28 protein-coding genes and 1 pseudogene are annotated in these 23,470 nt (G+C 46.9%); 9 read left to right on the top strand and 20 right to left on the bottom strand.

Annotated features, from left to right (window positions below; all coding sequences use genetic code 11):
- Positions 1-119 precede the first annotated feature (119 nt).
- On the top strand, positions 120-563 hold the full coding sequence (locus tag ITJ88_RS05775; protein ID WP_195864914.1) for an NUDIX hydrolase: 444 nt from the start codon (positions 120-122) through the stop codon (positions 561-563).
- An 85-nt stretch (positions 564-648) separates the two neighbouring features.
- On the opposite strand, the gene ITJ88_RS05770 is transcribed toward ITJ88_RS05775, so the two are convergent.
- Both ITJ88_RS05770 and ITJ88_RS05765 read right to left on the bottom strand, forming a co-directional pair.
- A complete protein-coding gene (locus tag ITJ88_RS05770) occupies positions 649-2,664 on the bottom strand; it encodes a Na+/H+ antiporter (protein WP_195864913.1) in 2,016 nt (671 codons plus the stop codon).
- Between the two features lie 118 nt (positions 2,665-2,782).
- The gene (locus tag ITJ88_RS05765; protein ID WP_230088535.1) at positions 2,783-3,634 is read right to left on the bottom strand and encodes a helix-turn-helix transcriptional regulator; all 852 of its coding nucleotides are present in this window, start codon (positions 3,632-3,634) and stop codon (positions 2,783-2,785) included.
- Positions 3,635-3,717: 83 nt separating this feature from the next.
- Between ITJ88_RS05765 and ITJ88_RS05760 the strand changes: the two genes are divergently transcribed.
- Positions 3,718-4,242, top strand: a complete 525-nt coding sequence (locus ITJ88_RS05760; RefSeq protein ID WP_195864912.1) for a dihydrofolate reductase family protein — start codon at positions 3,718-3,720, stop codon at positions 4,240-4,242.
- Between the two features lie 50 nt (positions 4,243-4,292).
- On the opposite strand, the gene ITJ88_RS05755 is transcribed toward ITJ88_RS05760, so the two are convergent.
- Genes ITJ88_RS05755 through ITJ88_RS05745 form a run of 3 tightly spaced genes read right to left on the bottom strand, consistent with a single transcriptional unit; the run spans position 4,293 to position 6,260 of the window.
- Complete coding sequence (locus ITJ88_RS05755; RefSeq protein WP_195864911.1) at positions 4,293-5,513, bottom strand: cation:proton antiporter; 1,221 nt, start codon at positions 5,511-5,513, stop codon at positions 4,293-4,295.
- Positions 5,514-5,516: 3 nt separating this feature from the next.
- Positions 5,517-6,017 (bottom strand): cation:proton antiporter regulatory subunit, encoded by a 501-nt coding sequence (locus tag ITJ88_RS05750; RefSeq protein ID WP_029341865.1) that lies wholly within the window; start codon positions 6,015-6,017, stop codon positions 5,517-5,519.
- 24 nt (positions 6,018-6,041) lie between these two features.
- On the bottom strand, positions 6,042-6,260 hold the full coding sequence (locus ITJ88_RS05745; protein ID WP_058264909.1) for an AbrB/MazE/SpoVT family DNA-binding domain-containing protein: 219 nt from the start codon (positions 6,258-6,260) through the stop codon (positions 6,042-6,044).
- 248 nt (positions 6,261-6,508) lie between these two features.
- On the opposite strand from ITJ88_RS05745, the gene ITJ88_RS05740 reads away from it, so the two are divergent.
- Positions 6,509-6,814 carry a hypothetical protein gene (locus ITJ88_RS05740; RefSeq protein ID WP_195864910.1) on the top strand — a complete coding sequence of 102 codons (306 nt, stop codon included), beginning with the start codon at positions 6,509-6,511 and terminating at the stop codon, positions 6,812-6,814.
- Here ITJ88_RS05740 and ITJ88_RS05735 read toward each other — a convergent pair.
- The gene (locus ITJ88_RS05735) at positions 6,797-7,420 is read right to left on the bottom strand and encodes a zinc dependent phospholipase C family protein (RefSeq protein WP_195864909.1); all 624 of its coding nucleotides are present in this window, start codon (positions 7,418-7,420) and stop codon (positions 6,797-6,799) included. The genes ITJ88_RS05740 and ITJ88_RS05735 overlap by 18 nt on opposite strands.
- Positions 7,421-7,423: 3 nt before the next feature.
- Positions 7,424-7,993, bottom strand: coding sequence for a GNAT family N-acetyltransferase (locus ITJ88_RS05730; protein WP_195864908.1), 570 nt, complete (start codon positions 7,991-7,993; stop codon positions 7,424-7,426).
- Between the two features lie 130 nt (positions 7,994-8,123).
- On the opposite strand from ITJ88_RS05730, the gene ITJ88_RS05725 reads away from it, so the two are divergent.
- Positions 8,124-9,335, top strand: a complete 1,212-nt coding sequence (locus tag ITJ88_RS05725) for an MFS transporter (protein WP_195864907.1) — start codon at positions 8,124-8,126, stop codon at positions 9,333-9,335.
- A gap of 16 nt (positions 9,336-9,351) precedes the next feature.
- Here the strand turns inward: ITJ88_RS05725 and ITJ88_RS05720 are convergent, their stop codons facing one another.
- The 3 genes from ITJ88_RS05720 to ITJ88_RS05710 all read right to left on the bottom strand — a co-directional run bounded on the left by ITJ88_RS05720 (position 9,352) and on the right by ITJ88_RS05710 (position 13,390).
- A complete protein-coding gene (locus tag ITJ88_RS05720; protein ID WP_195864906.1) occupies positions 9,352-9,909 on the bottom strand; it encodes a ribonuclease FAU-1 family protein in 558 nt (185 codons plus the stop codon).
- A 106-nt stretch (positions 9,910-10,015) separates the two neighbouring features.
- Positions 10,016-11,473 (bottom strand): 6-phospho-beta-glucosidase BglA, encoded by a 1,458-nt coding sequence (bglA, locus tag ITJ88_RS05715; RefSeq protein ID WP_195864905.1) that lies wholly within the window; start codon positions 11,471-11,473, stop codon positions 10,016-10,018.
- Positions 11,474-11,497: 24 nt separating this feature from the next.
- A complete protein-coding gene (locus tag ITJ88_RS05710) occupies positions 11,498-13,390 on the bottom strand; it encodes a beta-glucoside-specific PTS transporter subunit IIABC (RefSeq protein WP_195864904.1) in 1,893 nt (630 codons plus the stop codon).
- A gap of 165 nt (positions 13,391-13,555) precedes the next feature.
- Here ITJ88_RS05710 and ITJ88_RS05705 point away from each other — a divergent pair, with 165 nt between their 5' ends.
- Together ITJ88_RS05705 and ITJ88_RS05700 are read left to right on the top strand one after the other, a co-directional pair.
- On the top strand, positions 13,556-14,266 hold the full coding sequence (locus tag ITJ88_RS05705) for a GntR family transcriptional regulator (RefSeq protein WP_195864903.1): 711 nt from the start codon (positions 13,556-13,558) through the stop codon (positions 14,264-14,266).
- An 18-nt stretch (positions 14,267-14,284) separates the two neighbouring features.
- Positions 14,285-14,740 (top strand): hypothetical protein, encoded by a 456-nt coding sequence (locus ITJ88_RS05700; protein ID WP_195864902.1) that lies wholly within the window; start codon positions 14,285-14,287, stop codon positions 14,738-14,740.
- A 92-nt stretch (positions 14,741-14,832) separates the two neighbouring features.
- Here the strand turns inward: ITJ88_RS05700 and ITJ88_RS05695 are convergent, their stop codons facing one another.
- Entirely contained in the window at positions 14,833-15,174 is a 342-nt protein-coding gene (locus tag ITJ88_RS05695; RefSeq protein ID WP_195864901.1) for a hypothetical protein, read from the bottom strand.
- A gap of 321 nt (positions 15,175-15,495) precedes the next feature.
- On the opposite strand from ITJ88_RS05695, the gene ITJ88_RS05690 reads away from it, so the two are divergent.
- Positions 15,496-16,881, top strand: a complete 1,386-nt coding sequence (locus ITJ88_RS05690; protein WP_195864900.1) for an MFS transporter — start codon at positions 15,496-15,498, stop codon at positions 16,879-16,881.
- A 213-nt stretch (positions 16,882-17,094) separates the two neighbouring features.
- On the opposite strand, the gene ITJ88_RS05685 is transcribed toward ITJ88_RS05690, so the two are convergent.
- Genes ITJ88_RS05685 through ITJ88_RS05675 form a run of 3 tightly spaced genes read right to left on the bottom strand, consistent with a single transcriptional unit; the run spans position 17,095 to position 19,027 of the window.
- The gene (locus ITJ88_RS05685; RefSeq protein ID WP_195864899.1) at positions 17,095-17,727 is read right to left on the bottom strand and encodes an HAD hydrolase-like protein; all 633 of its coding nucleotides are present in this window, start codon (positions 17,725-17,727) and stop codon (positions 17,095-17,097) included.
- Positions 17,724-18,218: an AAA family ATPase gene (locus tag ITJ88_RS05680; protein WP_195864898.1), complete on the bottom strand. Its 495-nt coding sequence runs from the start codon at positions 18,216-18,218 to the stop codon at positions 17,724-17,726. The genes ITJ88_RS05685 and ITJ88_RS05680 overlap by 4 nt, the downstream gene beginning before the upstream one ends.
- On the bottom strand, positions 18,215-19,027 hold the full coding sequence (locus ITJ88_RS05675; RefSeq protein WP_195864897.1) for an MBL fold metallo-hydrolase: 813 nt from the start codon (positions 19,025-19,027) through the stop codon (positions 18,215-18,217). The genes ITJ88_RS05680 and ITJ88_RS05675 overlap by 4 nt, the downstream gene beginning before the upstream one ends.
- 128 nt (positions 19,028-19,155) lie before the next feature.
- Here ITJ88_RS05675 and ITJ88_RS05670 point away from each other — a divergent pair, with 128 nt between their 5' ends.
- A complete protein-coding gene (locus ITJ88_RS05670; RefSeq protein WP_195864896.1) occupies positions 19,156-19,539 on the top strand; it encodes a VOC family protein in 384 nt (127 codons plus the stop codon).
- 79 nt (positions 19,540-19,618) lie between these two features.
- On the opposite strand, the gene ITJ88_RS05665 is transcribed toward ITJ88_RS05670, so the two are convergent.
- On the bottom strand, positions 19,619-20,014 hold the full coding sequence (locus tag ITJ88_RS05665; protein ID WP_230088534.1) for an RrF2 family transcriptional regulator: 396 nt from the start codon (positions 20,012-20,014) through the stop codon (positions 19,619-19,621).
- Positions 20,015-20,282: 268 nt separating this feature from the next.
- On the bottom strand, positions 20,283-20,693 hold the full coding sequence (locus tag ITJ88_RS05660; RefSeq protein ID WP_370567763.1) for a thiol-disulfide oxidoreductase DCC family protein: 411 nt from the start codon (positions 20,691-20,693) through the stop codon (positions 20,283-20,285).
- Between the two features lie 172 nt (positions 20,694-20,865).
- Between ITJ88_RS05660 and ITJ88_RS05655 the strand changes: the two genes are divergently transcribed.
- A complete protein-coding gene (locus ITJ88_RS05655; RefSeq protein ID WP_195864894.1) occupies positions 20,866-21,609 on the top strand; it encodes an SDR family oxidoreductase in 744 nt (247 codons plus the stop codon).
- Between the two features lie 55 nt (positions 21,610-21,664).
- Here ITJ88_RS05655 and ITJ88_RS05650 read toward each other — a convergent pair.
- The 4 genes and pseudogenes from ITJ88_RS05650 to ITJ88_RS05635 all read right to left on the bottom strand — a co-directional run bounded on the left by ITJ88_RS05650 (position 21,665) and on the right by ITJ88_RS05635 (position 23,402).
- Positions 21,665-22,122, bottom strand: a pseudogene (locus ITJ88_RS05650) (NUDIX hydrolase).
- Positions 22,094-22,819, bottom strand: coding sequence for an alpha/beta fold hydrolase (locus ITJ88_RS05645; RefSeq protein WP_195864893.1), 726 nt, complete (start codon positions 22,817-22,819; stop codon positions 22,094-22,096). The pseudogene ITJ88_RS05650 and the gene ITJ88_RS05645 overlap by 29 nt, the downstream one beginning before the upstream one ends.
- Positions 22,809-23,222, bottom strand: coding sequence for an RDD family protein (locus ITJ88_RS05640; RefSeq protein WP_195864892.1), 414 nt, complete (start codon positions 23,220-23,222; stop codon positions 22,809-22,811). Before ITJ88_RS05640 ends, ITJ88_RS05645 begins: the two co-directional genes overlap by 11 nt.
- 12 nt (positions 23,223-23,234) lie before the next feature.
- Entirely contained in the window at positions 23,235-23,402 is a 168-nt protein-coding gene (locus ITJ88_RS05635) for a hypothetical protein (protein ID WP_023468507.1), read from the bottom strand.
- Between the last annotated feature and the right edge of the window lie 68 nt (positions 23,403-23,470).

The raw sequence follows: 23,470 nt of genomic DNA, 5'->3' as shown, positions 1-23,470 counted from the left end.
TCATAGGTCACCCCTCATTTCTAAATCGAAATGAGGGGTTTTTGTACGGCTGATGCTTACAACTATTTTGTAAGGTATGATTGAATTCAAATGATTATACGAAAAGGAGTGATTAAACAATGGATGTCATCACATTCGGGCAGAGAGAACAGAACCAACACTACATCACGAGACCTGCTGTTTATGCGATCATGCGCGACTCTCAAACAGGTAAAATCGCCGTCATTCAAAAAAGGGACGGTAAGTTGTTTCTTCCAGGTGGCGGTATCGAGACCTATGAGACGCATGAAGACTGTCTTACAAGAGAGGTTCTAGAAGAAACGGGGATGGACATCGAAATCGGTGATTTCATCGGACGAGCCAATCAACATTTCTATTCACAAAATGAAACGACATATTATTTGAATGAAGGGCAGTTCTATCGTTGCGATGCTAAGCAGAAAGTACAAGATCCGATTGAGGATGATCATGCCTTACGATGGATCGACCCGGCTGATGCAATCAAACATCTATTTCACGCCCATCAACGCTACGCAGTCCAAAAGACGCTATACATGATTTAAATCAAGAAGCACAAAAGGAGCGCGATTCTCTTGTTCAGAGAAAACGTGCTCCTTTTAAATATGTGACAAACGAACAGTCTCGTTGTTATTCGACGTATTCGTAGAGAACGACACTCTCGATGTAGTGAATGAAGCGGCGTAATTCCTTCTCCTCTTCGTTCGAGAGATCGCCTTCTTTCGACATATTGGCGATTTCAAGACGCTGAACTTCGATTGCTTTCAAGCAAAGTTCTTCTTTTTGTTGATCGACGTCCTTGCCACCGATTGGTGACGACCACCGCGTATGTTTGAAGCGAAGTCGTTTATAGAACTCCAGCACGCTTTGAACGACGTCTGGCGGATAAGACGTGCGGCAATTCTCGAGACGTTCGATGACTGTGCCCATCACCTTTTCATATAGTTCATGCTCGACTTGCGTCATTTGAATCAACGCGTCAGATGACATATTCGATCGTTTCCGTTTCCACCAAAGTTTACGAATCGGTTGGACGATCTGGAAGCGCGAATCCTTCCCGATCGCCTTACGACGGTTTTCGATTGAGCGGAAAACGTCCTTCTTCAGCAGATCCGGCACCTTATGTTCAGCAACGAAGCGTTTTGATTCTTCCTTCTCCCACTGAACGGCTTCAAGACGTAAGGCTTTTAATTGGTCATTGAACTGGTTTAGTTCTTCCTGACTTTTCTCCTGTGCTCGCAATAACCGAAGCATGACATGATACTCATTAAGAAGATCAAAAGCAACAACTGCATTGTCTTCGTCCGTCACTTGTTTGATTTCTGAGATCGCCCGGCGAATCATTCGTTGTTTTTGAGCGTTCAAGTCGAGTGCAATCGGTGTCGCCGCTTCGCCCCGGTTCAAGACCGGTAAGAGAATCGTCGCAAGAACGAGCGTATAGATGATGACACCCGCTGCAAGGAAGATGATCAACGAGCGTTCCGGGAAGGCTTCACCGGACTCCGTCAGAAATGGTAATGACAAGACACCGACCATCGTGATCGTTCCGCGAACACCGACCAGTGTCGTAATCAAATCTTGCTTAAAGGACGGTCGACGGTGTTCCCGGTCTTCTTTTTTGAAAAACCGATGATCAAACCAGTTGAAGAACATCGTCCAGACGAGACGGATCGCGAGAATGAATGAACCGATCTCGATGACATATAACATAAGACGCCAGTTGTTGATCGCGTCATCTGCGAAAATCTCGCGTGTCGCTTCTGGCAACGTCAAACCAAGCAATAAGAAAATGATCCCGTTTAGCGTATACGCAATCATCGTCCAGATGTTATCTGTCAACGTCTGCTCTTGCGCAAAGAACGTTTCTGTTCGTTCTTTGATCAAGGCATGCAAGATACCACCCGTGACGACGGCGATGACGCCTGACGCGTGAAACCCTTCTTCGGCGATGAAGAAGATGATGAACGGCGTCAAAATTTGCAGCAAGGCATAAAAGACGACGTCTTCAATACCGGCGCGACGCAAACGAACCTTGAGAAAGTTCATCGCGAGTGAGATCGTCAATCCGATCAATGCTCCGACGATGAACATATAGAAAAACTCAGTCGTCGCACTTTGAAGCGAGAAATATCCTGTGACGACAGCAGCGACCGCATAACTGAAGGCAACGAGTCCCGATGCGTCATTAATCAACGATTCTCCGCGAACGAGTGTCAGAATCTGTTCTGGGATCTGGACACGTTTCGCGATCCCGTTGACGGCAATCGGATCCGTCGGCGATAAAATCGCAGCCAAAGCAAACGCAGCAGCGACTGGAATGACTGGAATCAACCAGTTGATGAAGTATCCTCCGACAATCGTCGTCAACAAGACGAGGATGATTGCGTTCCCAAAGATTGCTGTCCGCATCCGCCATAAATCTTCTCGTGGAAAATGAGAACTATCGTTATAAAGTAACGGTGCGATGAACAAGAGGAGGAACCATTCGGATTCGACCTCAATCGTCAAGCCACTCATCAGGAGAGCAGCGACGGTTCCGGCAATGATTTGAATCAAAGCCGTTGGGATGAAACGGATGTAATGTCCGATGACTTGCGTCAATAAGATGAGCGCAAGCATCAATAAAATCAATGATAGTGTTTCCATGGAAGACCCCTTCCTCTATTGTTTCTTTCTACCTATATCCTAACATAGTTTTTTAATCAATCCTGTCCGAGCGCCTTATCGGATCGTAGCACAGCAATCATTTCTGTTGCTTGCCGAATCAACTGCTCCCTAAGTTCGAGTGGTTCAAGCACTCGCACCTCTCCTCTGGACCCAGTCGCATCAATTGGCGTCCGAGATACGGCAATTCGGTTTCCGGAACCAACCATGTGCGTTCCGACTGAATTGGTAAAATTCCCTCTAGCAACCGTTCGCCTAATGCTGATACTTCCAATTTCACCGTCGTCATCGGTACACGTGTCATGTCTTGTTCCAAATCTGAAAAGGTTAACTCGGTTGCTGGCAACTCACGAAGCGTTACGTCTTTAATCCGATCAACACGGAACTGGCGATACCCTCGATTCGTCTGTCCATAGAAGTACCAGCGATTCTGTTCGAACGATAAACCAATCGGATCTACGACGATCATGCGTCGTCCTTTTGTCGTCTCATAGAGGATATTCCCCATCCGTCCGCTCTCTAACAAGTCGAGTAGCGCAGGATTTTGCGGCGACGGTGGTGTATCGACCGCTTGAAAGCGAAAGCGGTCTTTCCATTTTACAATCTGTTGCTCCGTCATTTTCGGTAACTCGTGCGCATAGCGTTCAGCGACTTCTTGACGAATCGTTCCGAATGGAAAATCAGGAATCTGACTAATCCATTCCAAAAGGATGAAGAAGACAATCGTCTCTTCATCCGTCAAAACGAGTGGCGGCATGTTCCGATGTGGCAACATCCGGTACCCCCCTGCTACGCCAGGTTCGCTATAGATTGGATAGCCATTTGCTTCAAGTACCGTCATGTCTCGTTGAATCGTCCGGATCGACACCTGACATTCTTCCGCAAGCATCCGTGCAGAGAAGTGTCCGCCCCGGTTTAACAAGCGTATTAAACGCCATTGTCTCGTATTCATATAATTCCTCCTTAAATGACGACATCTTTTGTCGTCATTATACGCTAAGATGAAGTCACACGATGCAAAAGGAGGAGATATGGATGTCACAACCTACGACCGTTCTTTATATCGCTTGCAGTCTTGATGGAAAAATCGCTAGACTCGATGGTTCACTTGACTGGTTATTTGCCGTTACCGGAGACGGGGATAATGGTTACCAAGCGTTCTATGATCAAGTCGGTGCCGTCATCATGGGACGAAAAACATATGATGAAGTCCTGCAACTCAGCGAGACGTACCCTTACGCAGATATTCCGAGTTATGTCTATAGCCGGACGCAACAAACGTCTGAGACAGTCACTTATACGGATGAGCCGCTCGATCAACTGCTCGACCGAATTTCGCCAACGATTGAAGGTAACGTTTGGCTGATCGGTGGTGGCGAATTGATTCAAGAAGCGTTGCGCTTAAAACGCATCCGCTCGATTGAACTGGCAATCGCCCCTGTCATCCTCGGAACAGGCATCCCGCTGTTTCCAGAAGGGACGAATGAGACCAATCTTCGTTTGACAGCAAGTCGCCATTCGGGACAATTCCTGATGGCAACGTATGAAGTCTTGACTTAAATAACAACAACCGGTTCGGGAAAGCGAACCGGTTGTTCGTTTACATCAGATTAGGCATTTTTCTTCGTCTTTTTCGCTTTTGGTTCCGTCCACTTAAAGATTTTATTCATGACGTTGTAAATTCGTTTCGATTCCTTCGTCATCAACGGTCCAAGAATGGCGAGAATCAAGACATACAAGGCAGAGAATGGTGACAAGATATCCATCAATCCACCGGCGATTCCGAGATTCGCGACGATGATCGAGAACTCCCCGCGTGAGACGATCGTCAAGCCGATGTTCGAGGATGCTTTGTGTGACAAGCCTGCTTTACGCCCCGCAATCATACCGGCCACGTAGTTCCCGATAATCGTGATGACGACGGCACCGAGTGCGAGCCAGACGGCGTCAAGTAACATTGTCGGATCGATGCTTAATCCGAAACTGAAGAAGAAGATCGCACCGAAGAAATCACGAAATGGGACGACGAGATGTTCGATCCGCTCTCCTTGATCGGTTTCCGAGAAGACGAGACCGAGTAACAACGCCCCGATCGCTTCTGCAACATGAATCGTTTCCGAGAATCCGGCGATGAAGAACAAGGCAGCAAAGACAACGATGATGAAGACTTCGTCCGAGGCGATCTTCAGCATCTTATTCAAAAGCGGTGTTGCCTTCCGGGCAACGATGAAGAATAACAACATATAGCCGAGGGCGATCAAGATCGAGGTAAGAGACGCGAGTAACGTCGTTCCACCGCCGAGAAGCAATCCCGATAAGACAGACAAGTAGACGGCGAGGAAAATGTCCTCGAACATGATGATTCCAAGAATCAATTCCGTCTCCGTATTACCGGTCCGGCGGAGATCAACGAGGACTTTTGCCACGATCGCACTCGAGGAAATCGTGATGATCCCGGCGATGACGAGTACTTCATAGAGTGGGAATCCGGCGATGAATCCGTATAAGAGACCACCGGTGAAGTTAATCGATAAATAAATCGTTCCACTCGTGACAATTGATTTTCCGGACCGGATCAACTTACCGACCGAGAACTCGAGTCCGAGATAGAATAAGAGGAACAGGACGCCGATTCGTCCGAGGAAGCTGATGAACTCAGCACTTTCAATGAACTTGAAGTCTAGTATCCCGATTGTCGGAGCGTGCGGTCCAACAATCATCCCGAGAATGATTAGAAACGGGATGATCGAGAAATTGAGTCTGTTCGCGAGCACTGCCGCGATCGCCACTAAGATAAGCGCGGTACCGACTTCAAATATGAGATGATCCATATATTATCCGCCTCCTTCGATTGAGAATAATGCTTTCGTGATGTGACGGATGTTTTGACGTTCTCCAGATAAGACGATCGTATCACCGGCTTCAAGGCGTGTATCCGGTCCTGGATTGAGCGATTTTGAACGGTCATGCTTGAGCACCGCAATGATTGAAATATCGTAATGGTTACGGACATCGAGTTCACCGATCGTTCGATTGTTGACCTTTGAATCCTGACCGACTTTGAACCACTCGATGACGAGATCATCAAACGCGAGTTCGATTTTCTCAAGATCCTTCGGCTTATAGGATAATCCTCCGAGAATTCCTGCCATCTGACGGGCTTCTGCATCATTAAACGTCACGCTCGAGATGCTCTCATCAAAATCGTCGTCATCATAGTGATGCATCTCGCGTCGTCCGTCGTCATGGACGATGACGACCACCTTATCTCCTCGTGTCGTGATGCCTTCGAACTTCCGTCCGATTCCTGGTAAATCTACTTCGCGCATATCCATCTGTTATTTCCTCCTTTTTTGATTTTACAAATGATGATTCGCTTTGTGGATGAGTGTCTTGAATGCCTCATCACTCAATATATCTTGAAGGTCATGCAGCTGTTTCAAATCCGCTTTCGCCATGATGACAAACCCGTCCTCCTCAATGAATGCCACGCGATCTCCTTCCTCCACTTGCAAAGCTTGCCGAATTTTTTTAGGGATGGTGATTTGTCCTTTTGACGTTAACTTTGATAGCTCCATCACGAACTTCCTTCTTTCTGTGTTTTTCTTGTATTCCTTACTTCCTTACTTTTCTTATTACCAATATAGCATACATTTAAACTTATTCCGAGTATTTTGCTTTGAATTAAAATTAAAAAAAACGATTTTCTTTTTGTTCAACCGTATGCATACGATTATTTTCAAGACATCTTACAATAAACATAGAAAAACGCATCCTAATCTAAATGGATGCGTTCTTCGTCTTATTGTTATTCGGAGGTGATTTTATGTCGCAATTATTTTTAATTGCGTTTGTAATCTATATTTTATCGTTGAACATGGCAGCGATCTATCTTATCTATAAACGAATCGTACCAGCTATAGTCGCTGGCTTAACAATTCTCTTCCTGATTCCAACCGTCAGTTGGACCGTCACGGTACTTTTTGTATTCGCTTTATTCGTCACACCAGTCATGGATTGGTTTGAAGGTTTAGAAAGTCTGATTAACCTGATGTGGATTGGTCTGCTGAACGGATGCTGCTACATATTATTCGGAACCGTCAAATGGATCATTTCAATGATTCGGAGATGATTCTTTGGCTGGATTAATCTTTAGCCCTTTTTCACCTAGGTGATGGATGGACCGTTCAATCGCTGTTTCGATGTATCCGTCCAATTGATGCGGCAACAAGATATCATATTCTTGTGGCAGAACGGTTCGTCGGTCCTCTTCTACCTCGCTAACAAATTTCGGAAGTGCTTTCCACCTCGACTGCACACTCACTTCATGAAGCGCCCCATTGATCGCTTGTTCATTCCAGTTCACGAACGGAGCAATACGTGTATTGTACCGCCTGAAGTCATCATGATACCTTGAACCAATCGAGGCGTCAGCCATGATCGCTTGCCGTAACCAACTCATGTAAAAACCGCGTAACCAAATATCGTCCGCTATCAGATGGACGTAGTAGCCACTTCGAAAAGATGAATCCCAAGACGCCGAGTCTCTCCAAAACGCTTCGTAGTCAATTGTTCGTGTCCCGTTCGCTAATTCACCCGTATAATAGTGGGCTTGCTCCTTCTCGTCATAGCGCGCATCAGGAGCGACCGCACCAAGAAGAAATCGAGCAGGTTCTAGTTTCGGAAGTAACGTAATCAACCGTTGTCCGATGTAGGCATGCATCAGTCGTGAACCCATCGCTTACTTCCCTTCGTAATCGCTACGCGTGATCGCATAAATTTTTAAGTCCCAGAAACGCTCTTTAACGTATAAAGCACTCCGCGAAATTCCTTCAAACGTCATACCGACCTTTTCCATGACACGAGCGGACCCATCATTCGCAACAAAACAACGGGCTTGAATGCGCTCGAGTCCGAGTGTCTCAAAGCCGTACTGCACAAGACGCGCTGCTGCTTCCGGCATCAAACCCTTTCCCCAATACTCGCGCGACAGTGCATAACCGAGTTCTGCTTGCTGTTGCTCAAACGAGACTTTGATGAAATCAATCGTCCCGATGACCCGACCGCTCGTTTTGTCTTCGATTGCCCATGGTGCCGGATTCCCTAGTTCGTATTGTCGAAGGATGTGTTCGACGAATTGTTCAGAATCCGTGAGGCTTTTATGCGCATGCCAGCTGACATATCTTGCTGTCTCTTCATCTTTCGTATAGGCATAGATATCTGCTGCATCTTCCGTGCGAACCGGTCGCAAACGGAGTCGTTCCGTTTCAAGTACAGGCAAAGCTTGATATAAATCGATGGTCGTTAACATGATCGAACCCTTCTTTCTTTGATTTTTTCCAAGTATACCCACTCTTCTACAAAAAGTATAGAGATATACGAAAACGTTATCAGAATTTTCTGGTATACTATTGGAAAATGATGTAAGAAAGGGTGTTATCATGTCTTCTCGGGAACGAACGCTCTTAAGTGCGCTCGGTATTTCACAGTTTGGTGACTTCATTTATCTTGTTGCGATCAACGTATATATCTATCGCTTGACCGGCTCAGCGTCAGCCGTTGCTGCGCTGTGGATCATCAGTCCGGTCGTCTCTCTCGTCATCAAGTCGTTCGCAGGAAGTTGGGTCGACCGATCCGACTTACGTCGACTGTTGATTCAGACTGATTTGTTGCGTGCTTTCTTAATCGGGATCATGCCTTTTCTACCATTATCATTGCTTTACATCGACTTGATCGCCTTAGCCATCATCAAAGCGGTCGTTGAACCGGCAACGTTGACCTACATCACGACGCTTGTTCCGCAAAACGATCGGACGTCGTTTAATGCCTATCGTAGTCTGATCACGTCTGGTGCCTTTTTGATCGGTCCGGCTCTCGCTGGAGGATTGCTCTATGTTGCTTCTGCCGACGTTGCCATTTGGCTCAACGCTGTCTCGTTTCTCGGATCAGCTGTCCTGCTGATGCGCTTGCCGCGTTTTACCGCTTCGGTCGAACGAGGGATGCGGCTGCAAGACATTATATCCGATTGGCGGCTTGTCTATCAGTTCAGCAAAAGCGCACGCTACGTGACCGGATTATACATCCTCGCGATGCTGATGATGATCGCGACACTTGCACTTGATACGCAAGAAGTCGTCTTTTTACAGCGGAGCATCGGCTTATCGGAAACCGATTATGGTTTACTGATGAGTCTGACTGGGATCGGTTCCGTCGCCGGCAGCTGGGTCGTCGCCCGCTACGCTAAAACACTCTCCGTTCGGATGATGCTGACGATTGGCTATGTGTTCGTCGCTGTCGGTTACATGCTGTATGCGAGTGCGAATTCGTTTTCAATCGTCTGTATCGGTTTCTTATTACTCGGTTGTTTCCACGCATTTGCAGGGACCGGTTTCCTAACGTTCCAACAGACGAATATCCCACTCCACTTAATGGGACGCTTTACGAGTCTTTACGGAGTCGGTGTCAGTCTGCTACAGATTCTAGCAATCGTCGGCATCGGTCTGCTCGGTGATATCTGGTCGATTCGTTTCAGTACGATTCTATTTGCCGGTCTCCTCGTGATCGTGACGAGCTGTTTTCTCGGATTGGTTCTCCTCCCGCGCAAGCAACAGTATTTCGCAACGAACGAGATTAACGAAGAACGACATGCCTAAAAAACAGGGAACCCCGTCAACGCGGTGTTCCCTGTTTAAGTTGCAATTCTAACCGTTCTTTTATTACTTCTGCGTGTGCGACGAGCTGAAAAGATCCATCTTGTAATTGTTTCTGCAGTTGTTTGGCTTCCACCCAAGCGAGCGCATATTCCGCTTCTGAGATAATCCCTTGCTCCAGTGCTGCTTCTAGTTCGTCCGTGTCGATTAACAAAACTTGTCCCGATGGCAAAACAATCAGATCGAGAAACAGATCCTCCCAGTAGACTCGTCCGTCCTCCACTCCGGTACAAAGACAGATATCGATATAGGTTTGTACTAACTGACCTGTGGCGTCAAACATCGAGGTCACGGCATGGTGGGCATCGCTTGGGAATTGTTGTACCCAAACGTAACCTGCGTCAGCGATTCGAACTATTTCGTCACCATAACGGACATCTAACGGTGAAGCGACTTCAATCAGTTGAAGAAGTGTCACATGTCCTTTGAACACTTCGTTGTCTACCTGTTCATGAACATAGTGTCGTTGTGTGATGCGACGCCAGTCATGTCGATCGGCATAGCGTTTTTTGATCATTTACCGGTCCCCCGTTTTTTTCCTTAGTGTGCCATACCCCACTTCTTTCTTATTCTAATTCTTTAAAAAAAGAGGCAACGGATTTTTTCCGTTGCCCCTTACTTCATCATTTTGCCGTCTCTGAACCGTATAACGCAGCACCATTCGTCTCGATAACGTGACGGTACCAATCGAACGAGTCTTTTTTCATCCGTTCCATCGATCCGTTGCCTTCGTTATCCCGGTCGACATAGATCATGCCGTAGCGTTTTTTCATCTCACCTGTCGTAAAGGAGACGATGTCGATGACGCCCCACGGCGTGTAGCCAATCAACTCGACGCCATCTTCGAGTACAGCTGCTTTGAACGCTTCGATATGCGCACGCAAGTAATCGATCCGCGCTGTATCATGAATCTGACCATCCTCGATCGTATCAATTGCACCGAAACCGTTCTCGACGATGAACAACGGAATCTGATAGCGGTCGTACAGACGATTCATCGCATAGCGCAGACCAACCGGATCAATCGCCCAGCCCCAGTCGCTCGACTGGATGTATGGGTTCTCGACACCATTCGCGAGACCACCGTTGACGATGTTACCTGTGTTATTGACGACGGCATCATGTTTGACGGTCGTCGACATGTAGTAACTGAATCCGAGATAGTCGACTGTTCCGTTTCGCAAGATCTCTTCGTCACCGTCTAGGATCGGAATATCATACCCTTCCCGTTTGAACTCATTTAACGCATAAGACGGGTAGTAGCCGCGGACTTGGACGTCCGGGAAGAAGTAGCGCTGACGCATCGATGTTTCAGCGAGCAGAATATCTTCCGGATGTGACGAGTACGGATAGATCGGTACGTGTGAGACCATCGCTCCAATCTCGAAGTCCGGGTTGATCGCTTTCCCTTTCGCGACGGCAAGGGCACTCGCGAGCAACTCGTGGTGACCCGTTTGATACATGACTTCCATCGCGTTCTCTTCCGGGTCAAGGAGGACACCGGAATTCGTCCAGAGGAATAATGGATTGCTGACATCCATCTTGTTGTTAATCTCATTGAACGTCATCCAGTACTTGACCTTGTCTTTGTAACGCGTGAAACAGACTTCCGCAAATTTTTCGAAGAACAGCGCTACTTTCCGGTTGCGGAATCCACCGTATTCACGCGCGAGGTGAAGTGGCATCTCAAAGTGCGACAGCGTGATGATCGGTTCGATGCCGTATTTCAGTAATTCGTCGAAGACGTCATCATAAAACTTCAGTCCTTCTTCGTTCGGTTCTGCCTCGTCTCCGTTTGGGAAAATCCGACTCCAACCGATTGACGTCCGGAGACATTTCAGTCCCATCTCAGCGAACAGGGCAATATCTTCTTTATAACGGTGATAGAAATCAATCGCCTCGTGGTTCGGATAAAATTCATTCTCCTCTACTTGATCCGTGATGCGTCGTGCGACGCCGTGTGCTCCTGCCGTTAATACATCAACGACGCTCGGTCCTTTTCCGCCAGCATTCCAGCCACCTTCGAATTGATGCGCCGCTAACGCACCGCCCCATAAGAAATCGTTTGGTAATGTCTTCATCTTCATGTCCTCCTTCTTTTTCTCTTACTTGATGATCGTCAAAATCTGTGTATTTGCCGTCGTGACCGTCTCGTCCGTCGGTAAGATTTGCGCATAACTCTGCGTGTTCGTAATGATGATTGGTGTGATCGTCTCGAGTCCATGTGTCTCAATCGCTGTCGCATCAAACGTCACAAGGAGATCACCAGTCGTCACCGCCTCACCTTCTTTGACGTGAAGCGTAAACGGTTTACCGTCGAGCGTCACGGTCTCAAGACCGACATGAATCAAGACTTCAACACCACTCGTCGACCGTAGTCCGATCGCGTGACCTGACGGGGCGACCATGACGACGGTCCCGTCAAACGGGGCCGTGACCCGGTTGTTCGTCGGACGAATCGCTATCCCTTGTCCCATTGCACCGGAAGCAAAGACAGGATCCGGTACATCTGATAAAGCAACGATTGTTCCTTCAAGTGGTGCGCGAAGCATCTCTTCGTTTGTCAGCGTAGCGCTGACTTCTTGTTTTGCAACTGGTGTCGCTGTACTTGCAGGCGCTACGACCGGAGCAGCCTGCTCCCCGAAGCCGAACACTTGAATCAAGACGATCGGTAGAATCAAGGCAATCGCCGTTCCGATCAATAAGCCGATGATCGACGATGGATAGTCGGAATCGATGCCGTTGACGAGCGTCAATGGTCCCGGTAATCCAGCATAGGCAAAGTAATATGGTTTAAAGAAACTTGCCGTGACAGCACCGATTGCTCCCGAGATACAGCCATAGATGAACGGTTTCTTAAAGCGGAGCGTCACCCCATAGATAGCCGGTTCCGTGATACCGAAGATACCTGTCAGTCCGGCCGAGACTCCGACTTTTTTCGTTTCTTTGTTGCGTGCTTTCAAGATGACTCCGATGACGGCACCGATTTGGGCGATGACGGCAATCGTTTGGTAGGCCTGGAACGAGTCGCGTCCATATTGTTCAAAGTTCGCGAGCACTATCGGCGTGACACCCCAGTGGACACCGAAGATGACGATGACTTGCCAGAAGCCACCGATGATGAGACCAGCAACCGCAGGAGCATTCTCTGCTAAATAGTTATACCCGTTTGCAATTCCTTCTGCACCCAGTGTCGTGATCGGTCCGATCAAGAGAATCGTAAGCGGCACCATCAACACCATGCTGAAGAACGGGACGAACAACGGACGGACGACTTCATGGATCGTCTTGTTCAGGAATCGCTCGACATAAGACAGGATCCAGACGAGGAATAATGGCGGTAAGACCGATGACGTATACGTCGTCCCGGATAATGCGATTCCTAAAAACGTGATGGATTCACCAGCCGTGATGCGTGCTGCGATATCTGCCCAAGTTGGACTGACGAGTGCCGCACTACAGGCGACCGCGATGAAGGCATTGACCTTAAAATGATTCGCTGCCGTAATGGCAATGAAAATCGGCAAGAACGTAAACGGTGCCCATGAGATGAAGCTGAAAACTTCATACGTACCCGTCTTCGCAAATGCTGGAAAAGCAAGCGTCGTCAAAATCAGAGTTCCCTGCAGAATCCCCGCTGCAGCTAAGATGTAGACGAACGGTGCAAAGACCGCTGACATCGTCGCAATGATTCGGTTGAGGACCGTCCCTTTCGGTGCCTCTTCCGTTTCCGGTTGTTCCAAATCGACGAGCTTCAAAAATTCTTGATGAACTTCTCCGACGTGTTGACCAATGACGACTTGAAACTGCCCGCCAGACTCAACGACCGTAATGACGCCAGGTAATGCACTGACTGTTTCCTTAGCTGACGAATCCGATCGTTTCAAGACAAGACGAAGTCGTGTGGCACATCGGACGGCGCTGATGACGTTGTCTTCTCCCCCGACGGCTTCTAAAATCGAATGCGCCAATTGTTGATAATCGCGAACCTTACCCATAACGTGTACCTCCCCTGAATATGACGCGTTGAATACCCTTTCATTTTAATTGTACATGCATAATTAATCAATACATAAATAATTAAATTTAACATGTTATTAATCAAGAGAAGGCTTATGCTATACTGAAGAAAGAAAAAAGTTCGCAAGAAAAGAAGGTGTCCTATGCTGAAATACCAACAGACGGCCGATGAAATCGAACGGTACATAGAACAACATGAGTTGAAACAAGGGGACAAACTACCGATTCTCGAAGAGTTGATCCGGCAATTCGCTGTCAGTAAGACGACGATGACGAAATCACTTGAATTACTTGAACGAAAAGGCATCATCTTTCAAGTCCGAGGCAGTGGGATTTTTGTTCGGAAGACAAATCGTGATGGATATATTCGCCTGTTCTCGACTCAAGGGTTCAAGCAAAATCTCGTCGGTCATACGATCGAGTCGACCGTTCTCGCACTCGAACAGGTCGCTGCAACGGATAATATCGCGAAAAATCTCGGAATCAAGGCAGGTGAGACGGTTTATTACGTCAAGCGAATCCGCTACATCGACGGCAAGATCCTCTGTCTTGAAGAATCTTACTATCGTCAATCGATCGTTCCATACTTAAATCGTGAAATCGTCGAGCAGTCGATCTTCGAATACTTAGAGACGGCACTCCAATTGAATATTGGGTTCTCGGATATGTATATGCACGTCGGGAAGTTAAGCGCTGAGTCGGCTCGTCATCTGGATCTCACCGAGGGCGATCCTGGATTGACGATCGAGACAGTATTTCATTTGACGAACGGTCGTCCGTTCGACTATTCCGTCATCACCTACCACTATGAACATTCGCAATTCGTCGTTCAGGCAAATGGATTATCTTTATGAGGAATGGAGCTAAATTAAATGAATCGTGAACTCATTCTGTATTACGGAATGCTTATACTCGGAGTCATTACACTTTTTGGTGGCATCTTCTTTACGATTGATACATGGAAAGACTCGACAGAAACATTTAAGGACAAACTTCATTTCATCTTTGTCACGTTACTTGGAGTTGGGCTACTCTACTGGACGGTCCCTAGCCTATCGCAGATCGTCTTCAAGGACTACGCTGTCATCAAAGGTGACTGTTATGTAGAGGAAAATTCAGGCAAGACACAATCCATGTCTATTATTTTCGATTCAAACGAGGATTATGAGGATTTTACCTTTCAAGATTATCCGGAATTAGGAGCGTACGGAGAAGACGTGCCCTATTTCTGTCGTGTCATTTCAACAAAGAACCATCGATTTCCGATTTCCTATAAAATCTACGATTCTAAGACACATAAACAACTCTCCTCTTCCGAAGATGATTAAAACAAAAAAGATTGCATGAGCAGATGCCCATGCAATCCTTTTGGAGTGCTTACAATAATGAGACAAGCCAATCGTTGTCTCATTTCATTGTGTTATAACCGAATCTCTTCTTTACTCGAATTTTCGAGATATAGTTCCCCATCAAACGTCGTCAAGGCAATCACTTTCCCGTCTTTTTCAAACCACGCCGTCGCTCCTTCACGATCGAGTTCTTTCCAACCGGCTTGGCGAATCCACGTTCCATAGAATAGACCCGGTCCATCGGTTTCCGAGACAAGACGCGTTTTAATTTTCCACTCACCTTGTTTTTCAACTGCCGTAGCAAATCGTGGCACCGGAAAACCGGATACCTTCGATTCTTGAAATCCAGCATACCAACCACCGACGACTACAATGAGCCCAAGACATATAATGGCGATCCATTTCTTTTTCATAAGCATTCTCCTTTACTTTCCACCCTCATTTTAAAATTACCAAAATATAGTTTTCTTTCCCTCATCCTAAAGGCCGATTATTGATTTTTTCGTCGTGAAAACACATGAAAATTGTTTCGAATTTATGAAAACATCCAAAAAACTTTCAATTTTTTTCATAAAAAATGCACACCTTTGTTCGTCCTTAGAGTCTCAACGGTTTGACAACTCCCGGCACAGAGCCATTCTCAGTCATTTTCAAGTGGTTAAGCGTATTAGCAACTTGACTTCATTTCCTGCTATGGTACGATACGAACTTATTAAAGGGAGTGAACAGAACTTATGAAATTCAGAAAAGAAAAAGTCAATGTCGTTGACATGCAGCAAACCAAAAAGAGTGTCTACGCGACCGGAATTGGGAATGCGATGGAATGGTTCGATTTTGGTCTTTATTCCTATCTCGCAATCATCATCAGTCAAAACTTCTTTAGCGCTGTTGAAAATGATGAACTGAAGCTCGTCTTTACGTTTGCGACCTTTGCGATCGCTTTTTTAATGCGACCAATCGGCGGAATCGTCTTTGGACGCATCGGAGACCGACTTGGACGGAAGGTCGTTTTAACGACTACAATCGTCATGATGGCTGGTTCGACGCTCATCATTGGACTATTACCGACCTATGATCAAATCGGAATTTGGGCACCGATTCTGTTATTGTTGGCCCGGATTTTACAAGGGTTCTCGACTGGCGGTGAATACGCCGGGGCCATGGTCTACATCGCTGAGTCATCACCTGATAACAAACGAAGTGCTCTCGGAAGTGGACTTGAAATCGGAACACTCGGTGGATACATTCTCGCCTCATTACTTGCCACAACACTTTTCGTCACTTTATCGGATGATCAAATGGCATCTTGGGGATGGCGGATTCCCTTCATTCTTGGGGCACCACTCGGTTTATTCGGTCTTTATTTACGACGTCACTTGGATGAATCACCGATCTTCGAAAATGAGATCAATGAAAATACAGAAGAGCCTGCGACATTCCGCGAAATTCTTCGCGACCACAAACGTGATATCATCGTTTGTTTCATCGCTGTCGCCTTCTTCAACATTACGAACTATATGCTCTTGTCCTACATGCCATCGTACCTCGATGAAGTCATCGGTATGTCAAGTTCAACAAGTACGATTCTCATTACTGGTGTCATGGTGATCATGATTCCGCTCGCTTACTTCTTCGGGAAGCTAAGTGACAAAAAAGGCAATCGCAATATCGTTCTTTTCGCGTTAGCCGGACTATCGTTGCTTTCGATCCTGTCGTTCTTCTTGATTGGTCTTAAACCGCTCTTGTTCGTCGGAATCGGAATCTTCATCCTCGGCTTCTTCCTGGCGATCTTTGAAGGAACGATGCCAAGTCTTCTACCGAGTATCTTCTATACGGATGTCCGTTACCGGACACTATCGGTGACGTTCAACGTCTCGGTCTCAATCTTCGGTGGAACGACGCCACTCGTTTCGACATGGCTCGTCCATGCGACACAAAATCCGCTCGCTCCTGCTTTCTATCTAACAGCAGTCAGCGTCATCGGCTTCGTCACGTTCTTCTTCTTCTTTAAGAATACAGCTGGTAAGGCACTCAAAGGATCGCATCCGACTGTATCGAGTGAAAAAGAAGTCGCGTCGATCGCGAAGAAACCAGACGACGCCCTCTGGTGGGCAGAATAATTGCTATAAGTACGAGGCTGACTCAAAAGTCAGTCTCTACAAAGATAAGGGGGAACAGATCATCAATCTGTCCCCCTTATCTCGTAATAAAAAGAATGACGCGTCACACGCCACTCCTACAGGAAAAACGCATTTATGCGTTGTCAGAGACGAACAAGCCTGAGGAAAGGGCGTGAAAAAACGCATCATTCTTTTTTTGAGTCAGCCCTCTTTTTAGTAGACAGCACTCAACTCTTTTACGACGCGGTCCGCGACTGCAAGTTCCTGCTCTTGCGCAAAATCGAACTGACAACCGATTGCTAACAGTCCGTTCGCATGCGCCGCTTTGAAATCAGATAAACGGTCACCGACAACGTAGCCTGACGAGATGTCGTGCGTCTTACAAATCTCCCGTACGAGTGCCGATTTATCATCGGAACGGATGTCTTCAATACTATAGACATGATCGATATAGGCTTCGAGTCCATACGTCGTCACGATCGCTGACAAGTAGGATGGCCACCCATTACTTGCGATATAAACAGAGTGACCGGCTTGTTTCAAACGACTAAGCAACTCGACCGTTCCCGGATATAGGCACCCGTGCCCCGCCTTGACTGCCTGCTCTATGCTACGGCGAAACTTTTGATCCGCAGCCTGTTGGTCTATGGCTGAAAAGTCCGGTAGTAACGTCCGCCAGACTTCCGGTAACGAGACGCCCATGATCTGCTGATAGAGAGCGACTGGTGTCTCTCCTTCCCAGCGCCCCGTCTGACGCAACTCATGAAAGACATCTTCTAGCGCATGCGCAAGCACGGCATTCGTTTGAAACAACGTTCCATCCATGTCAAAAATGTAATGTGTCATTCGATTTCCCCCATCTGCTCTTGTTTTATCATTTGAATCACGGATTCTATCGATCTATTCTCAGCAATCAGACGATCCGTCGAGCGGTGATCTTGATCAATCCACCAACGTTTCATATCCGTCTCAGAAAACTCCGTCGGCTGGCGCATCGCATGGCGACGGATGGTTTCTTCGAATGAGACGTCAAAATAATACGCCGTGTACCGTGAAGTAAAGCGTCGTTCTAACCGGTCAATCATCTCACCGTACCAGTCCTGTGCAAGAATTCCTTCCAGCAGAATCGTCGCGTGGCGTCCGTCAGCAAGTTCGACCAACTCCTCGATCCAGCGAATCGCCGGATTTCCTGGTCCATCTTTTACGTTCAACATCTCTCTGCGGATGACATCCTGCGAGAGCAGGATGCTATTCGGTAAGACCGATTGTAACGCTTTAGCAAGCGTCGTTTTTCCACTACCAGAATTCCCGCGGATGACGATCAAGCGTGACTTCATGTCGTGAACCAGTCACCGTTCAAGGCAGCAATGTACCGCTCTGCAGAGCGCGCCACTGCTTCAGACGCACCGGTTTCGATTTTCCGATGAAAGGCGTCATATAATTTTTCAAAGTGAAGCGGACGTAACGTTTCTGCCATTCGCGCGACCGTCTTTGCCGGAAGCGGAATCACATTCGGATAACTGTACATGAAACTGACCCATGCCCGATCGGCAACGATCCGAATGATGTCTCCTGTCAACAATAGCCCCGCTGATGCGTCTTTTCGTTCACAAATGACTGCTCCTTTGAAGTGACCACCGACGCGATGTAACGTCAAATCTTCCGCCAATTCCATGCGTTCACCACTCCAGAAGACGATTCGTTCGCTTGGTCGCGTCACGAACGACGCATCATCTTCATGAATATAGATCGGTACGTCAAAAGTTTCCGCCCATTCGACTTGTGTCGCGTAATAATGCGGATGCGATAAAGCAATCGCCTGAATCCCGCCCAATTCGTCAAGTTGCTCTTTCGTTGTTGAATCAAGATATGTAATGCAGTCCCATAACAGGTTGAACGATTTTCCTTGGACAAGATATGCCGTCTGACCGATCCCGAACGCCGGTGTCGTCTGAATCGCATAGACGCCTGCTCCGTCGTCACTCATGACGTTTTGATACGTTCCTGACGTTTGCATGGCAGCGAGCGTCGTCCACGTTTGACCAGTTGGATTGACATACTGTCGTTCCTCTAAGCAAATCGGACACGTTTCGCGCTCTGGATTGATTTGTTCGACGCCACACGTCGTACAGATGATGGTTTCCATATCATCATTCCTTTCCAATTCGTAAATGATTTTCCTGATATATCATACCATATTCCATTTATAGTAATTAAAGGAATTAAGAGGCGTTTATCGAAAGGAACATGATATGAAAAAAGGAGGAGATTCTCATGTCAATTTCGACCCATCTCATTGCGCCCCGCTTGAATGCTGTTTTTTTGCATGTTCAGGATGTGAAGCGTTCCGCTGCATGGTATCACCAGTTACTACAGTTGCCGTTTGATGCGTCGCATGTCTCGTCACCTGTTTACAACCTCCCACTCGAAGGTCCAACGAGTTTGACGCTCGATGATCACTCAAATGACGCAACGTACCAACATCACCCTTCACCACATGCTTTGTTTAATTTTTATACGACAGATATTGATGCATCTTATCAGTTCGTGTTGTCGTTACAGGCACCCATCATCCGCGACATCGAGCGTTTCGATGATTTTGCTTACTTTACGTTTGCGGATCCTGACGGTAATGTCTTGATGCTCTGTACCGGATAAGACAAAAGCAGGTCGAACCACTACTGTGGCTCGACCTGCTTTGTTTATGACACCGCTTTGACAGCTTCAGGTGGTAATTTCAATCAACCCGTGTTGGTGCCATTAGATCAATCAACGTGTAAGCACTTAACGTTTCTTTGAAGGACGAAAACGCCCGATCGAATGCACGACGCGTATTTTGTAAACTTCTATCGTCATGTTTTACAGACACGTTTTCCAGATAAGATACTTCTTCAAAAAGGTGAACGATTTCTCCCAGTGTGATCGTGTCCGGTGATTTTGCCAACTTAAAGCCACCATTACGACCTTGCACGGAAATGATGAGACCAAACTTACTCAATGCATGAACGATCTTCATTAGGTGATTCTTAGAGATATCATAATATGTTGCCACTTCTTGAATTTGTACGAGCCGAGTCGGATGGGACGCCGCAAAAATAAGCACACGAATAGCATAGTCCGTAGAGCGAGTCATCTTCATGCGTTTCACCTTCTTTTCTAATCCTTCATAGTTAAAGATTAAAAACTCATTCTTCTTAAGACCATTTAAATGAGTCTCAATTCAACTCTAACGTGCATCTGCACATATATCGACTATCTTAAAGGATTAGAAGGACTGAAATCTACAATTTTTTTCAGAAATAGGTAGAACGATTTTTTAATGATCCTAATCTGTATGCTTAATGAAAAAAAATCCATGTACTTAATAAAACCGCGACCAAATTCGTCGCGGTTTTTCATCTTTAGTCGTGAAATCGAGCTCGCGTCTCTGGAGACGGCAGCGCGCACTGTTGCTTTTGTCCAAACCAACGATGACGATTGTTCGCGACGAGATCATAGACGTGATCCCGAAATGTACGTGGAACAATCTGAAACATACTCAACAGACGCCATCCACCTTTTAAATGACGAGCAATCCGTAATGCAGCATCGGATTTGATATAGGGTACACCCCGGTCAATCACGACGACACTGTCAATCGTTTCCGGGAGATGATGACGCCGGACTAACTCTTGCCCCGTCTCCCCTTGCAACGAAGCAAAATCATGATATCCTTGGTCTCGTTTCAAAATGAACTGGACACTCGCGTCACAGAGATTACATTCTCCGTCGAATAAGACGATTGCTTTCATGATCGATTCATCCTTCCCCATCTGTTTAACGAATAATTTCGTACACTTTTTCTTTACCACACTTTAGTTGAAAACATGCATTTAATAAGTATGTTAAAACATGATAACGCTTTCGTTCATTGTCTTTCTTACGTTATACTGTTTTTGTAAACATTTGGTTTTTATGATTCCATTTACATAAAGGAGCGTACATATGACGAAACGACCGATTGCTATCGTGACCGGTGCCAGTCAGACACGCGACATCGGAGCTGCGATTTGCCGCCAGCTTGCCTCGTCCGGACATGACCTGGTCTTTACTTATTTTAAAGCAACAGCAGATTGGGTGGCTAGTTTTACGACCGAACTCGAAAATCAAGGTGCGCGCGTCCTTGCGATCGAACTTGATTTAAGACATCCTGATGCCGCTGACGATTTATTCGCACGCATTGAAGATTTTGGAACACCCAGCATCCTGATCAATAACGCTGCCCACTCGACGATGACGAATTGGCGAACGCTTGATGCAGCAAGTCTTGATCAACACTATGCCGTCAATCTCCGGGCACCGCTGTTGCTCGCGACACGTTTTACGAAACGATTCGCTGAAGCACATCTAACGTCCGGTCGTATCATTCAACTGACGTCCGGACAGGATCTCGGTCCGATGCCTGACGAGATTGCTTACGCTACGACAAAAGGTGCCTTGTCGACGTTTACGAAGACATACGCGGCAGCCGTGGCACCGCTTGGCATCACCGTCAATGCGGTCAATCCGGGTCCGACAGACTCGACCTGGATGGATGAAGCAACCCGGACGGCGCTTAAACCTAGTTTTCCGTTCGGGCGAATCGGTGCGCCGGAAGACGTCGCACGATTGATCCAATTTCTCGTCAGTCCAGACGGTGGCTGGGTGACCGGGCAAGTCATCCATTCCGAGGGTGGCTTTGAACGCTGAATATGTCGCATGTAAAAACATCCCTCTGACGTTAAAATCAGAAGGATGTTTTGTGTTATCGAAAGACTGGACCCGGTTCCGTCAAAAAATCGTTCCAGGCGGTTTGATGCAGTTCACTATAGAGTTCTGGCATTTGATCTTTTTCAAAAAAAGCAACATCGAGTGATTCATCGGAATCAATCGTCAACTGCCCTCCATTGACTCGACAAACGAAAAAATGGACGATCGGTTGGGCGACATCCCCGTTTGGATACATCTCTTCGTATTTCGAATAGACACCACTCAAACGTTCGATCCTGACATGAAAACCGGTCTCTTCAAAAATCTCACGCTGTGCGGCTTCAACGAGCGACTCTCCTATTTCCAGTGCCCCGCCGGAAAGCCCCATGCTTGTTGCTCCCGCCGTTTTTGAAGAAGAATGCGCCCCTCCTCGTCGATGACGATGCCACCGGCAAAGTTCAACATCACTTTTTCCTGACCGACCTTACTGCGAAGAAAACGTATGTAGTCCATCTGTCGCTCCTTGAAATTTGACGTGCTTCAGCCAGGCAATCAGTTGCTCGATCATGGCATCAGTCACGGTATGATTGACACCTGGAAAAACGTCTAATACGGTCGTTTGCGCCATACCTGCTTGTACAGCGGTTGCGTGATAGAACTGCTGGATCGATAGTGGAATGATGTCATCGGCATCCCCGTGCAAGAGCAATCGTGGACGCTCATCCATCACACTGATTGGATCGAGCTTCCATGGTACATCTGTTTCTTTGATGACAGGTCGCCCATCGCGAACGCGGAATTGACGTTCTGCTTCAAGGTAGGCACCGCCCCCATTGATCGCAACGAGTGCTTTAATCGGCTGACGCGCCATGATCCCGTGGGCAATGAACCCACCCATTGAGACACCGATTGCCATCACGTCTGAAACATGCCAGCCTGATTGTTCGATGATAGCTGTCGCTTCCGTAATCGATTGTTCGACGACGGACCAAAAATAGGTCGTCGTTACTTCTTGATCGTAAGGGTCATCAAACGATTCTCGTTGATCATGCCAAACGAGTTCCGGGATGAAGACATCGTATCCTTCTTCAGATAATTGTCGCGCAAACTCTAGATAAGAAACAGCCGTTCCGCCCCAACCATGATAAAGCAGAATGGCTCCTGCAGGTTGAGAGGCACGGACACAATGAACATGAAAATCAAGCTTCATCTTTTAGCTTCTCCTGGTTCAAGCGGACAATCGTTCTCGCGAAGTCATCTTCCGGTAATCGTTGTCCGTTCTCAAGAAACGGTTTCCAATACGGTCGAATCTTAAATAGCGAGACCGTATCACGATAGACTGTTCGGCGGACGATTTGTTTTGTCGTCAACGGCAATCCGTTCTCACTTTTAACCTGGATGCCGCAAATCTGACCACCAATCGTTTTTCCGTTCAATAGTTTTAATTGCGCGACTTCTCCTAGAAAACTGATTGTTGGTTGTGTCACGACGGCGTGAACGACTTCTGACTTTACACGTCGTAACACCGTTTTTTCGATGACGAAGGAAAGTCCGAAATAAACAGTTTGGTTGATGATATACGCACCGATTCGTCGTTTAGTCGTTGAATGCATAAGTGGTCCTCCTTATACGTTGAAATAGACGACAGCGCCAAGTCCACTGACGGCAATCAAATAAAAGACGATTGCGAGTCGTTTGTTTGCGGCAGAAATATCCTTTCGGACGAGGATCTTACTATACCGATACGTCAAAAATGCGAACACGAGCAATGCCAAAATCAATAATGGTTCCATTCGATTCCCCCCTTTTCTTTCTTATTTTACATCATTTCTGTTCTCAAATTGTTATATTTTACAAGTAA

The organism is Exiguobacterium abrahamii, assembly GCF_015645365.1.
Classification (GTDB): Bacteria; Bacillota; Bacilli; order Exiguobacteriales; family Exiguobacteriaceae; genus Exiguobacterium_A; species Exiguobacterium_A abrahamii.
This window is presented reverse-complemented; position numbering and strand designations above follow the sequence as displayed.